12 protein-coding genes are annotated in these 13,861 nt (G+C 61.2%); 7 read left to right on the top strand and 5 right to left on the bottom strand.

Annotated features, from left to right (window positions below):
* The first annotated feature begins 4 nt into the window (after positions 1-4).
* From ACA051_RS12665 to ACA051_RS12655, 3 genes are read left to right on the top strand one after another with little or no spacing between them, the layout of a single operon-like run.
* Positions 5-1,666, top strand: a complete 1,662-nt coding sequence (locus tag ACA051_RS12665) for a GMC family oxidoreductase (RefSeq protein WP_497310108.1) — start codon at positions 5-7, stop codon at positions 1,664-1,666.
* Complete coding sequence (locus tag ACA051_RS12660) at positions 1,635-1,994, top strand: hypothetical protein (RefSeq protein ID WP_497310107.1); 360 nt, start codon at positions 1,635-1,637, stop codon at positions 1,992-1,994. Before ACA051_RS12665 ends, ACA051_RS12660 begins: the two co-directional genes overlap by 32 nt.
* A 38-nt stretch (positions 1,995-2,032) precedes the next feature.
* Positions 2,033-3,154, top strand: a complete 1,122-nt coding sequence (locus ACA051_RS12655; protein ID WP_497375042.1) for a CaiB/BaiF CoA transferase family protein — start codon at positions 2,033-2,035, stop codon at positions 3,152-3,154.
* 254 nt (positions 3,155-3,408) lie between these two features.
* Here ACA051_RS12655 and ACA051_RS12650 read toward each other — a convergent pair whose 3' ends face one another.
* The 5 genes from ACA051_RS12650 to ACA051_RS12630 all read right to left on the bottom strand — a co-directional run bounded on the left by ACA051_RS12650 (position 3,409) and on the right by ACA051_RS12630 (position 9,400).
* Positions 3,409-3,963 carry a DUF2889 domain-containing protein gene (locus tag ACA051_RS12650; protein ID WP_497375040.1) on the bottom strand — a complete coding sequence of 185 codons (555 nt, stop codon included), beginning with the start codon at positions 3,961-3,963 and terminating at the stop codon, positions 3,409-3,411.
* A complete protein-coding gene (locus ACA051_RS12645) occupies positions 3,964-4,101 on the bottom strand; it encodes a hypothetical protein (RefSeq protein ID WP_497375038.1) in 138 nt (45 codons plus the stop codon).
* Positions 4,074-5,735, bottom strand: coding sequence for an arylsulfatase (locus ACA051_RS12640; RefSeq protein ID WP_497375036.1), 1,662 nt, complete (start codon positions 5,733-5,735; stop codon positions 4,074-4,076). The genes ACA051_RS12645 and ACA051_RS12640 overlap by 28 nt, the downstream gene beginning before the upstream one ends.
* A gap of 133 nt (positions 5,736-5,868) precedes the next feature.
* A complete protein-coding gene (locus tag ACA051_RS12635; RefSeq protein WP_497375034.1) occupies positions 5,869-7,338 on the bottom strand; it encodes a coniferyl aldehyde dehydrogenase in 1,470 nt (489 codons plus the stop codon).
* Positions 7,339-7,348: 10 nt separating this feature from the next.
* A complete protein-coding gene (locus ACA051_RS12630; RefSeq protein ID WP_497375032.1) occupies positions 7,349-9,400 on the bottom strand; it encodes an alkyl/aryl-sulfatase in 2,052 nt (683 codons plus the stop codon).
* A gap of 371 nt (positions 9,401-9,771) precedes the next feature.
* On the opposite strand from ACA051_RS12630, the gene ACA051_RS12625 reads away from it, so the two are divergent.
* From ACA051_RS12625 to ACA051_RS12610, 4 genes are all read left to right on the top strand, one after another.
* Complete coding sequence (locus ACA051_RS12625) at positions 9,772-10,557, top strand: enoyl-CoA hydratase/isomerase family protein (RefSeq protein WP_497375030.1); 786 nt, start codon at positions 9,772-9,774, stop codon at positions 10,555-10,557.
* Positions 10,558-10,592: 35 nt separating this feature from the next.
* Entirely contained in the window at positions 10,593-11,840 is a 1,248-nt protein-coding gene (locus tag ACA051_RS12620; protein ID WP_497375028.1) for a thiolase family protein, read from the top strand.
* Between the two features lie 10 nt (positions 11,841-11,850).
* The gene (locus ACA051_RS12615; protein WP_497375026.1) at positions 11,851-13,008 is read left to right on the top strand and encodes an acyl-CoA dehydrogenase family protein; all 1,158 of its coding nucleotides are present in this window, start codon (positions 11,851-11,853) and stop codon (positions 13,006-13,008) included.
* A 73-nt stretch (positions 13,009-13,081) separates the two neighbouring features.
* Positions 13,082-13,858, top strand: a complete 777-nt coding sequence (locus ACA051_RS12610; RefSeq protein WP_497310098.1) for an SDR family NAD(P)-dependent oxidoreductase — start codon at positions 13,082-13,084, stop codon at positions 13,856-13,858.
* Positions 13,859-13,861 lie beyond the last annotated feature (3 nt).

Below are 13,861 nucleotides of genomic sequence, written 5' to 3'. Positions count from 1 at the left end.
ACGCATGAACGAGAACACGCATTTCGATTACATCGTTGTGGGCGCGGGTGCTGCCGGCTGCGTGGTCGCCAGTCGCTTGTCGGAAGATCCGAACAGTTCCGTCTGCCTGCTGGAAGCCGGTGGCCCCGACACTCATCCGCTGGTGCACATGCCGGCCGGTGTCGCGGCGATGGTGCCAACCTCGATCAACAACTGGCAATACCAGACCGTGCCGCAAACCGGCTTGAACGGCCGCACCGGTTATCAACCACGGGGCAAGACCCTGGGCGGCAGTTCTTCGATCAATGCCATGGCCTATCACCGCGGTCACCCGCAAGACTTCGACCGCTGGGCCGCCCTGGGCAATCCTGGCTGGAGCTATCGCGAGGTGCTGCCGTTCTTCAAGCGCGCCGAGCACAACGAACACTTCAAAGACGAATTGCACGGCCAGAACGGCCCGCTGAATGTGCGTTTCCACTCCTCGCCCAATCCCTTTGGCGAAACCTTTGTCGAGGCCGGCGTACAGGCGGGTTACCCGGCCTGCCCCGATCAGAACGGCGCGAGCATGGAAGGTTTCGGTCGTGTGCAGGTCATGCAAAAGGACGGACAGCGTTGCAGCGCGGCCAAGGCCTACCTGACGCCAAACCGCCACCGGGCGAACCTGCACATCGAAACCCACGCACACGCCACTCGTCTCTTGTTCGACGGCAAGCGCGCGGTGGGCGTCGAGTTCATCCAGAACGGCGTCAAGCGCACCTTGCACGCGCGTCACGAGTTGATTCTGAGTTCCGGGGCCTTCAATTCGCCGCATCTGCTGCTGTTGTCTGGCGTGGGGCCGATTGGCGAGCTGCTGAAGTTCGACATCCCGGTGGTCCATGAACTGCCGGGCGTAGGCCAGAACCTGGTGGATCACATCGATTACGTGCATTCATACCGTGTGAAATCCCGTCACCTGATCGGCCTGTCACTGGCGGGAGCCTGGGACATCGCCAAAGCGGCGATCCGTTACTGGCGGCGACGCAGCGGTCCACTGACCACCAACTTCGCCGAGGCCTGCGCCTTCGTCCAGACCTCTGCTGAGTTGCATCAGGCGGACATCGAACTGGCGCTGACCATCGCCATGTTCGCCGACCACGGTCGCACGCTGTACCGCGGTCATGGCCTGAGTATTCATGCTTGCCTGCTGCACCCGAAAAGCGTCGGACAACTCAGCCTGGCCAGCGCGGACCCCATGGTCCCGCCACTGATCGATCCGGCCTTTCTCACCCACCCGGACGACATCAAGACATTGATCAAAGGCTATCGCATCATCCAGAAGGTGATGGCGACTCCGGCCTTCAAGGCATTCAACCCAACAGATGTCATTGATGAGCCGATGTTCACCGACGCCGAAGTCGAAAGCGTCCTGCGCAACCGGTCCGACACCCTCTATCACCCGGTGGGGACTTGCAAAATGGGCAGCGACGCCATGGCTGTCGTGGATGCACGCTTGAAGGTGCACGGGCTGGAAGGCCTGCGTGTGGTCGATGCCTCGATCATGCCGACTATCATTGGTTGCAGCACCACCGCCGCCACGGTAATGATCGGCGAGCAAGCCGCCGAATTCATCCGACAGGACCGCGCAACCAGCGCCTCTCTTTCCTCAAAGGACGATCATGAATCCAGTACCCGCCCTTACCCCGCATAAGCTTCTTGTAGTTTCTGCGGTTATCGAACTGGCGACCGGCGCGGCGCTGCTGCTCACGCCGGGCCTTGTCTGCAACCTGTTGCTGGGGATGACCGCGACGGACGCGACCGACCTGGTCGCCCGCTGTTTCGGCATCGCGCTGATTGCGCTCGGCATCGCGTGTTGGCCCAAAGCGGCCAACCCGGCCGCGCTGCGTTCGATGCTGTTCTACAACGGGGCGATTGCGTTGTACCTGGCGTACATCGGCGTGTGGGTCGGCGGCGGGTTATTACTGTGGCCTGCGGTGGTGTTGCATGCCGTGATGACCGCGTTGTTTCTACGTCGTTAACCTCCCCCACCTCTAAATTCATCCAAAGGAGTACGCACATGGGCGTATTGGACGGCGTTCGTATCGTCGAAATTGCCGGCATCGGCCCGGGGCCGTTTTGCGGCATGTTGTTGGCGGACATGGGCGCCGAGGTGATCCTTGTCGAGCGCTCGGTTACCAAGGGCGCTGACATGCTCGACCTGGGCAAGCACGCCATCATCAACCGTGGCAAACAGTCGATCGCCCTGGACCTCAAGGATCCCGAAGCCATCGAGGCAGTGTTACGCCTGATCGAGGGTGCCGACGCATTGATCGAAGGCATGCGCCCCGGTGTCATGGAGCGCCTGGGTATGGGCCCCGACGTGTGCCTGGCGCGCAACCCACGGCTGGTTTACGGGCGCATGACCGGCTGGGGCCAACACGGTCCACTGGCGCAGGCCGCCGGCCACGATCTCAACTACATCGCGCTGTCCGGCGCCTTGTGGTTCAGTGGCGAGGCTGGTCAGCCACCGATGGCGCCTCCTACGTTGGTGGGCGATCTGGGTGGTGGTGCGCTGTACCTGGCGATGGGCATTCTGGCCGGGATCATCAACGCCAGCACCAACGGTGTCGGTCAGGTGGTGGATGCGGCGATTGTCGATGGCAGCGCCAACCTGATGAACCTGTTGCTGTCGGCGCACGCTGCCGGTCAGCAGCCACTGGAGCGCGGTCGCGGGCTGCTCGATGGCGCGCACTGGGCGCGTACCTATGCGTGTGCCGATGGATTGTTTGTCAGCGTGCAAGCCCTTGAACCGCAGTTCAATGCGCTGCTGTTCAGCAAGCTCGGACTGGGGGACGACCCGGACTTCAAGAGCCCCTACGATCCACGTTTGTGGGGGCCATTGCGTAAGCGACTGGAAGCCGTGTTTGCCAGCCAGCCACGCCAGCACTGGATCGATCTACTGGAAGGCACCGATGCCTGCTTCGCCCCGGTATTGACGCCGGTCGAAGCCCTGCACCATCCGCATATGGCCGAACGTGGCGTGTACTCGCGTGAGAACGGCGTGTTGCAGGCGGCACCAGCGCCACGGTTTTCAGCGACGCCTTCGGCGGTTGGCAAGGTGCCGACCCGAGGGGAACACAGCACAGGCATTCTGCGCAAAGCAGGCTTGAGTGAAGAGCAGATCCATCGACTGATCTGACCTCTGTAGCAGCTGGCGCAGCCGAACGCAGCCTTCGGCAGCTGCTACAGGTCGCGTTCACCGCCACGGGATTTTTGTCGTGCAACGCATGTGTAGCAGACATGCTTTTGTGGCGAGGGAGCTTGCTCCCGCTGGGCTGCGCAGCGGCCCTAAAAAGAGGGACTGTTACGCAGCCCTACGGGGTGATGCGGCGTTCCGACAAGCCCCCTCGCCACAAAAGCCCCTCGCCACAGGGTGTTCTTCAAAGGTTCGCCTCAGTCTTTCAGGAACACCGCCACAGGACTGTCTTCGCGTAAGGCATGACAGGTGTTGAGCAACTGGCCCCTGGCGTTGCGATACGCTTCGACGTCGGCGGGGGTGCGCGGCGCGACCAGGGAGCGGGCCATGGGGATGGTCTGAAACGCCGTCGTAGCCATCGGCAGCAACAACTCTGTCAAATGCACACAGCCACCGACCCCGCCAAACAGCTCTTTGATCCGACGCGAAAACCCCGGCCCGACCCGCTCGCCGAGCAATTTTTGATAGCCCGGCATTGCCCCGCGACATTGGCTGGTGGGAACGTCAGGCATGGCCACATTTACCTCACGCACAATAAAGTCATCGTTCAGGGTCAGACGAATCAGCATCCCATGATAGGTCTGCCCCGCCGCCACGATCTGGTCTTCCGCCAGGGCCACGGGATGAGTCTTGCTGTCGTTCAATCGCCCTTCGATATCCCACAGGCCATCCGCACGCAAATAGCCCAGGCACTCAACCTTGCGCCGATGAATCAACCGGCGCCCCCACTCGTCGACCTCGTCAATCATCATTCAAGCCGCCCTCTTGCGACGGCGATGCCATACCAACGCGCCCACCAGCAACGCGATGATCGCAACGACCGGCGGCGCGGCAGCCTTGAGCTTGGGCATGACCACGTGCTTCAAGGCATACAGCTGCCCCTGGTGCATGTAGTCATAACCCTCGGGATCGGCAGCACACCGTTGGCGCGGGCGTATTCAGCGTAGTCGGCCTGCATGCTCTGGAAGCGTTCCGGCATCTGCTGCTGCAAGTCGATCACTTCGCCGGGGTCGGTGGCGATGTTGTAAAGGTGCCATTGCTCGTTGCCCACCGGCTTCAGGCTTTTCACCAGTTTGTAATCGCCTTTGAATAGCGCTGCACTGCCGGACAGTTCATAACCAATGGCCTGATCCTCGGGATGCACGCGCTCGGCATTGCCTTGCAGCACCGGTACCAGACTGCTGCCAATCAACGGTTCGACGGCTTTACCCTGGTAATGGCCGCCGTGGGGTTGGATACCGGCCACCTCCAGCAGCGTCGGGACAATGTCGGTGACATGGGTGAAGGTTCTGGCAATGTGATTGGCCTGGATGCCAGGCACCCCTGAAACGATCAACGGGGTGCGCAACCCGCCCTCGCCCGCAAAGAATTTGTAGCCGCTCAAGGGCGAGGCCGCCGCGCTGGCCCAACTTGGACCGATGCTGGTGAAGGCGCCCTTGCTGCCCAGGCGATCAAGTTGACGGGTGTAGTTCATTTCCAGCCACAAGCGCAACGCCGGAAGGGTGTAAGGGTCGGTGGGTTCACTGCCGTTATCGGACAGGAACACAAACACAGTGTTGTCGTACTCGCCGGTGGCTTTGAGGTGAGCGATCAGGCGGCCGATCTCCCGATCCATGGTCTCGCCCATGCCGGCATAGACTTCCATGCGTCGTGCTTCGTAGCGTTTTTCCTCCTCGCTCAGAGCATCCCAGTCCGCCGTACTGGCCATCGTCTGCAGGCCGACATTCGCGGGCATCAACCCCAGTTCCACGGCGCGGTCGCGACGGGCCTTGCGCAAGGCGGTCCAGCCTTCGTCATAGCGACCGCGGTAGTTGTCGATGACGTCCTTGGGCGCCTGGACGGGAACGTGATTGGCCTGAAAGCCCAGATAGGCGAAAAACGGTTTGCCGTCCTGTCGATCCGCGGCGATGTAATCCATGGCTTTATCGACGATAAAGGTCGAGGAGTAATAGTCCTTGGGCAGGTGCGCCGGCTGCCCGTTCTCGAACCAGGCGGCCTTGTCGTAAAGCGGTGCGTAGGGTCGTTCTTCCCAGTTGTCGGAACCACTGTCGGCCTGGATGAACGAGCGATCGAAACCACGATTGCCCGGCAAGGTGTCAGGGGTTTTGCCCAAATGCCATTTGCCAGTGATGTAGGTGTGATAGCCGCCATCCCTTAGCAGGCTGGCCACGGTGATCGCATTGTCGTTGAGTACGCCGCTGTAACCGGGCTTGCCCAGGTGTTCATCGGGCATGGTTTCCGGCATGTTGCCGACGCCGTTGCGGTGGTTGTCGACGCCGGTCAACAGCATCGAGCGCGTGGGCGAACAGGAGGCCGTGACGTGAAAATCCGAGAAGCGCACACCTTCGCGGGCAAGGGTGTCGATGTTGGGCGTGGCGATTTCGCCCCCGAATGCGCCCACATCGCTGTAGCCCCAATCGTCGGCGACCAACACGACGATGTTCGGGCGTTTGGGCGATGCGAAACTTTGGGTGGCGAACGTTAGGCAACACATGGCCAGGGCGAGCGGCTTCAACGGGAGCATTCAAGGTTTCCTTGTTTTTGTGGGAGCGGGCTTGCTCGCGAAGAGGCCCTTACATTCAACATTGATGTTGGCTGACATACCGCTTTCGCGAGCAAGCCCGCACCCACATTTTTTGATCTGTGTGTGGCTCGATTCAGGGTTTCAAAAGAGCGCCGATGACCCGGCTAAACAGCCGTCCGTAGGGCGGGCGCAAAACACCCATCACGTCCCATAGCGGTGGCTTGAACACCGAGCGCTCCAGGCTGAACGCCTTGAACCCGTACCCGCCCCGGTAACGACCAAATCCCGAGTGACCACAGCCCCCAAACGGCAAATCCGTCTGGAACAGGTGCTGCATGACTTCGTTGATACACGCGCCGCCCGAATGGGTACGCTCCAGCACATGCCTGGCTTCGGCGCGGTTGTTACCGAAGTAATACAGCGCCAGGGGACGCGGGTGCGCATTGATGTAATCGAGTGCTTCGTTGATATGACGGTAGCCGCGAATCGGCAGCAACGGGCCGAAGACTTCCTCTTGCATCACCAGCGTCGTGTCCGGCGGATCAACCAGCAAAGTCGGTGCGATCTTGCGCGAAGCGCTCAAGTCTTCGCCGGCCGGATTGACCTCTATCACCCTGACGCAGTGTTCACGGGCATCTTGCAGACAGGCTTGCATGCGCCGGTATTGCCCGGGCGTCGCCATGGCCGTGTAGTCCGGATTGTTCAGCAGGGTCGGGAACAGGCGCTGCAATTCAATCTGCATGAAGCTCATCAAACGCTCGAGGTCATCTTCGTGCACCAGCACATAATCCGGCGCGATACAGGCTTGACCGCTGCTGACGCCCTTACCGCCCCAGATGCGTCTGGCGGCGTTTTCCAGGTCAGCGCCGCGACCAATGATGGTCGGCGATTTACCACCGAGTTCCAGCGTCAATGGCGTCAGGTGTTCCGCTGCAGCGCGCATCACCAGGCGCCCGACCCGAGGGCTGCCGGTAAACACCAGATGATCGAGCGGCATCGCGGAAAACGCCGCGCCCAATTCAGCACCGCCGATAAAACCGGCGACTTCGCTGTCATCGAACTGCTCCGCCAGCAGCTCGATCAGCAGGCTTGCCGTGGCCGGTGACTGGTCAGAAAACAGAAGAATCGCCCGGTTACCGGCTGCCAGTGCTTCGGCCAAGGGTCCCAGCGCGATGGCAATCGGGAAATTCCACGGAGAAATAATGCCGATCGTTCCCAATGGCTGGAAATGAATTTCAGCCCTGGCACCCAGCCAGCCGCTGCCCAGTTCGGCTTTGCGGCGCTGCGGCCGCATCCAGCGGTGAACATGGTCGCGGGCGTACTTGAGCCCCTGGACCGGCAACAGAACATCGGCCATCAAGGATTGGTCATGGCTGCGCCAAGTGAAGTCACTGGCCAGCGCCTCGCACAACTGCTGCTGATTTTTCAGCAACAGATTGATGACCCGGTTGATGCGTTCGATGCGCAACTCAGCCGACGGTGGGCCTTCGGCCAAAGACGCGACTTGCTGGCGGGCGAGAACAGCACGGACCCGCTCGGACGCATTACCGACGTGGGTGAGTGCATCGGCAGGCAGGTTGCCGTCGTGCAGCGCAGAGTGCATGTTCGGACTCCTATCGTGCGGGGTCATTGGGACCGACCAGTTCGAAGTCTGGAGAGAACTTGTCGAGCGAGCCGAGCACGTCATAGACCGCTATTTTGCTGCCGTCGATCTTCAGATCCCCTTTGAATACCGCCTCGATCGGCGACACTTTCTCCGCGAGAATGGCGTTCAGTGTCTCGCGTGTCAGGGTCAGGGTGGCGTCGGCCTTGTCGGCGTTGTAATCGGCGATATAGGTCAAGGCCGAGTTCTCCAGATTGAGCGTATAACGCGTGCCAGACGAGCCGACATCCGTGAAGTTCCAGTTGAGGACAATGTGCTTGCCCTCGACATCACGGGCCTTCAGTCGCACCCCCAGGTAATCGAAAATATTATCGAGGGTCAGCGCCCGAAGCATGTCAGGGCTGGCGGTACGCAGTGGCGAAGCGAGTTTTTTGCCACCGCTGCGATGCTCCATGGCGGCGGCCAGGTAGCTGTTGCGCTCGACCGCCGACTCCGCCTGGTAGCCCAACTGCTCCAGGGCATCGGCCGCCAACTCGCGCGCCGCCGTGTTGTTCGGTTCGGCATAGATCAAATGACTCATGGCTTGTGCCACCCAACGGTACTGACCGTTGGCAAAGTCCGTGCGAGCACGGTCCAGCACGGCTTGCGCGCCGCCGCCGTACTCGACGAATTTCTTGCCGTAATCACCGTCGGACAACGCGTCGAGATTGGCCGGATTGGCGTCATACCAGCCCATGTATTGCTGGTACACAGCCTTGGCGTTGCGCTGCACCGAACCGTAGAAACCATGGGTAAAGGTTTCGTTGGCCAGGCTTACCGGGACGTTATTGCGCATGTATTCGGCAATTTCGACGGGCTTGTAGCCCTTGTTGATCAGGCGCAACGATTGGTCGTGCAGCCACTTGTACAGGTCCCGTTGTTTGGACAAATAGTTGACCACACGCTCATGCCCAAACACCGGCCATCCATGTTGGCCCACCAGGATGTCGGAACCCGGGGCGAACCGATGCAGGGCCTCATTGAGGTATTTCGACCAAGCCAGGCCATCACGGATTGTCGCCCCACGCAGCGTCAGTAACTGATGCTGGGTCGGCAGCGCCAACTCACCGGTATCGAGCACTTTGAACTGCGGGAAATAATGGATGAACTCCGCTGGCGCCTCGGTGCCGGGAGCCAGCATGTTGACGATCTCTACGCCATCGATGGTCAGGGTTTGAATCGGCTGGCTGAGCTCGAGGGTCGGCGGGATCAGGGTGATGGTGCCGTTGGACAAGGCCTTGGCTCCGCCCAGGTCGATCTGGCCCTGGGCACTGCGGGGCAACGTCGTACCAAACTGGTATTCGGCGCGTCGGCTCATCGCGTTGCCGGCCATCACGTTTTCGGCCACCGCCGTTGCCATGAACCCCGCCGGAGCGATGATCTGCACCTTGCCGGACTTCACGTCCGCTTCATCGACGATGCCGCGAATCCCGGCGAAGTGATCGACGTGACTGTGGTTGTAGAGCACCGCCACCACCGGTTTTCTCGGGCGATGCTGGTAATAGAGCTCAAGCGAGGCACGGGCCACTTCAGTGGCCAGGTTGCAGTCGACGATGATCAGGCCGGTCTTGCCTTCGATGATGGTCATGTTGGTCAGATCAAGACCGCGCACCTGGTAAAAGCCGTCGGTGACCTTGAACAACCCGTTGGCCATGCTTTTGCGCGCCTGCTGCCACAAGCTCGGGTTAACCGTGGCTGGCGCATCGGCGCTGCCGAGAAATTCGTAGCCCTTGAGGCTGTACACCACGTGACCGTCGGCGGCGGTGGTTTCGGCGTCGGGCAGGCTGGCGATAAAACCGCGCTGGATGTCGTCTTCCACCTGCGGGTCAACGGCCGGCATGGTGCGTGCCGTGTTCGCATTGGCAGCCATGGTGGCCGCCGTCGCGGCTTTCTGGCCACCCTGCCCTGCGCTGTTGTCGACCGCTTGCAGATGAATGCCGCTTTGACCTCGCGACCATTGCAGCCCCCCGACAATGCTGGCGGTCAACACTGACACCGTCAGCACTACACGGATTTTCTTCATCGCACGATCTCTCTCTGATTGTTGTTCGAATATCGTTTCGATGGTGCAAGCAAGTGCGCCCGGGCTGCTGGTCTTCTCGATCAATTCGTCTGTCTTCACAGGGTCGGACAAGCACACATGACCCTGTGGCGAGGGAGCTTGCTCCCGCGGGGCTGCGAAGCGGCCCCCTCTTAGCCCTAAAAAAGAAAGGGACTGCTGCGCAGTCCAGCGGGAGCAAGCTCCCTCGCCACAGGTCAGCACCAGATCTGATTCATAGCCATCCCCCTGCGGACAACCGCTTTCGTTGCAATGACCTGCGACAGCGCCGCGTGCGTTCCTACTATCGGCCCATCAACGACGCCAACAGAGCGCTAACAATAAGGGGAGTTGTCATGAGTGAAGATGTCTTGCTGTATGAAATCGTCGGCCCGGTGGCGCGCCTGACGCTCAACCGGCCACGGGCGATGAATGCGCTGAACCTGGCAACACTCACCGAGCTTGAACACTGCCTCAACGACATTGCGAACAATGACGAACTGCGGGTGGTGATTCTCACCGGCAATGGCCCGGCCTTCTGCGCCGGTGCCGATCTGAAGGAAGTCCTGGACGGCGCCACGCTGCCTGCGGGCGAAGCCGACTTTCTCGACCGTGCCAATCAAGTCTTCGGGCAATTGCGCAATTTCCCCAAACCGGTGATCGCCTCGCTCAACGGCGTGACCATGGCCGGTGGCCTGGAACTGGCCATGTGTGCCGACATCGTGGTCGCGGCGCAAACCGCCACCCTCGCCGACGCCCATGCCAACTTCGGCGTCTACCCCGGTGCGGGCGGCGCGGCGGTCCTGCCGCGCCTGATCCCGCTGAACATCGCCATGTACCTGCTGATGACCGGCAAATCGCTCTCGGCCACCGAAATGAAAGGCTACGGCCTGGTGTGTGAAGTCCACGCCGACGCCGAACTCGCCGACGCCACCCTGGCCTTGGCCAGCCAGATCGCGAAAAAGAGCCCTATTGCCCTGCGCCGCATGAAAGAAGTAGCCCGCGCCTCGGCTGACAAGTCCCGCGACGACGCCTTGCAGCACGAGCAAGTGATGTTGCGCCAGCACCTGCGCACCGCCGATTTCCAGGAAGGCTTACAAGCCTTCAGCGAAAAACGCGCACCGAATTTCAAGGGCCGCTAGGCCGCCACGCCCCCCCGAACCAACAGGAACAGACAATGAACGATATCTACGTAGTGGGCGTTGGCATGACGCCGTTTGGGCGGTTGCTGGAGCGCAGCGTCTACGACATGGTCGACGAAGCGGTCGGCCTTGCGTTAAAGGATGCCGGCGCCACCACCGCTGACGTCGGCTCGGTGTATTACAGCACCATGACCAATGGCATGTTGCAGGGGCAGACCGGTATTCCGGGCCCGATCGCCATGCGCCGCATCGGCATCGAAGGCGTGCCGGTGTTTTCGGTTGAGAACGCCTGTGCGTCCGGCTCCTCGGCGTTCAACCTCGCCACGCTGGCACTGCGCGCCGGCCAGTGCGACATCGCACTCGCGGTGGGCGCCGAGAAAATGAACATCCCCGACAAGGCCAAGATGTTCGCCGTGTTTGATGGCGGCTGGGATGTATCCACCGTCGAGCAGAACAAATACATCCTGCTGGCCATGGGCGAAGGCATCGAGCCGCCGCCGGGCACCGTTTCCGAACGTCCTTACAGTGTGTTCATGGACGTGTATGCCGCGATTTGCCGCAACCACATGTTGCGTTACGGCACCACTCAGCGGCAGATCGCTGCCGTCGCGGCGAAAAACCATCAACACTCGGTACACAACCCGCTGGCACAGTTCCAGCAGGCCTTCAGCATCGACGAAGTCCTCGCCTCGCCGCCGATCTGCTACCCGCTGACCACCCTCATGTGTTCGCCGATCAGCGACGGTGCCGCCGCCGTATTGTTGTGCAACGCCGACGGTCTCAAACGTTTGAAAAACGCCGGCGACCGCGCCGTTCGCGTGCTCGCCAGCGTGGTCCAGACCGGCACCAACCGTGGCCTGGACGAACCGGAAAAAATCGTCGCCCACCTGGCCGCGAAAAAAGCCTACGCCATGGCCGGCGTCAACCCATCCGACGTTGACGTCGCGGAAGTCCATGACGCCTCGGCCATCGGTGAAATCCTCAATGCCGAATCGCTGATGCTGGTGCCCTTCGGTGAAGGTGGCCCGGCCGCCGAACGCGGTGATTTCACCGTCGGTGGCCGTATGCCGATCAACCCGTCCGGCGGCCTCGAATCCAAGGGCCATCCGATTGGCGCCACCGGTCTGGGCCAACTCCATGAACTGGTCACGCAACTGCGCGGTGAGGCCGGCAAGCGCCAGGTCGAGGGTGCCCGCATTGCCATTCAGGAAAACGGCGGTGGCCTGTTCGGCATCGAAGAAGCCGTGGTCGCCGTCAACATTCTCGCCAACAAAAACATTTAAGGAGAACCCCATGGGACACGTCATGCGCACCCCGGAACAACTCGAAGCCGTCGAGAGTTTCCGCCGTTTCCTGGCCGACAAGATCGACCCGGTGTTCAACAAGGAATACCGCGACAAATTCATGCCCAAGGAGAAAATGGCCGAGATCATGCGCCAGCTCTCCGAGTTCGGCATGGTCTCCGGCGCCGTCAGTGAAGCCAATGGCGGTTTGGGCCTGGACTGGCCGACCATGACCATGTTGTTCGAAGAAGTCGCCGCCTGTTCGGTGGACCTGTCGACGCCGGTGGTCATCAACTCCTTCGGCGCACAGATGCTGGAGAAACTCGCCCCGGATCATCTGCGCGAGCGTTACCTGCCGGGCCTGATCAGCGGCGATTCGTTCGTCAGCGTCGGCATTTCGGAACCGGATGTCGGCTCCAACGTGCTGGAAATCAAGACCCGCGCCCGTCGCGACGGTGACGACTACATCATCACCGGCGAGAAAACCTGGATCAGCAACGGCTCCTATTCGGATTTCCTGATCTGCACCTGCCGCACCGGCGAAGACCCGCGCAAGGGCCTGACGCACTTCCTGCTGGACCGCAAAGAGCATCCATACGAAGTACAGAACATCCACAAAATGGCCTGGAACAGCCAGTCCACCGCGCAGATCTTCCTCAACGACGTGCGCGTTCCGGCCAGCAACATCATCGGCGGCGAAGGCCAGGCACTGAAAAACACCCTGTCGTTCTTCGAACGCTCACGGGTATTTGTGGCGGCTCAGGGCCTGGGCATCGGCCGTCGCGCGCTGGAAGAAGCCGTGCGTTACGCCAAGGAGCGCAAGCAGCACGGCAAGGTGATTGCTGGCCACCAGTTGATCAGCGCGATGCTCGCGGAAATGGCCACCCATGTTGACGCTGCACGCCTGCTGACCTACCGCGCCGCCGAGATGATCGGTGCCGGCATCCCGGCAGAAATGGAAGCGGCCATGGCCAAGTATTTTGCCTGCGAGGCGGCGGTGACCATCGCCCGCCAGGCCGTGCAGATCCATGGTGGCGCCGGTGTCACCACCGACTTCCTGGTCGAGAAACTCGCCCGTGAAGCCATCATCGTGCCGATTCCGGAAGGCACCACACAAATCCAGCAACTGATCATTGGCCGCGCCCTGACCGGGGTCAACGCGTTCTGATCAACCGTTTGTTCGACACCCAACAATAACAACCCGGCACCCAAGGTGCCGGGCAACGAACAAGGACACTCTCATGCGTATTCAAGACAAAGTCGTTGTGATTACTGGCGGTGCATCGGGCCTGGGCCTGGCGACTGCTCATTACCTCGTGACAGAAAAAGCCGCTTGTGTGGCGATTTTCGACCTGAACATCGAGGCCGGGGAAAAAGCCGTGGCCGACATTGGCGCAGATCGGGCGATGTTTGTGCAGACCGACGTCAGCGACGAAGCCTCGGTGCAAAACGCGGTCAATGCGGTCATCGCCCGCTTCGGTGCCATTCACGTGTGCATCAATGGCGCCGCCGTACCCAACGGTTTCAAAGTGCTGGGCAAGGAAGGCAAGGCAGCGCCCCTGTCGCGCTTCGCCCTGGCCACCGCGATCAACCTCAACGGCGTGTTCAACGTCATGTCCAAGTGCGCCGAGCACATGGCCAACAACGAGGCTGAAGCCGGCGAAGAGCGCGGCGTGGTGATCAACGTATCGTCCGGTGCCGCCTATGAAGGCCAGGTCGGTCAGTGTGCTTACGCCGCGACCAAGGCCGGCGTGATAGGCATGAACATGCCTGCGGCGCGCGAGTTGGGTGAGATTGGGGTGCGCGTCAATGCCATCGCACCAGGTCTATTCCTGACCACCATGGTGGCCGGTCTCGACGAAAAAATCCTCGACTCCCTGAAGGCCCAGATGGAAGCACCCAAGCGCCTGGGTGACATGCGTGAGTTCGCCCATTGCTGCGCCTTCCTGATCGAGAACGCCTACATCAACGGCGAAACCATTCGCCTCGATGCCGCGTCGCGCATGCGTGCCCGGTAAACG

Source organism: Pseudomonas sp. LBUM1669, from assembly GCF_059695705.1.
This window is presented reverse-complemented; position numbering and strand designations above follow the sequence as displayed.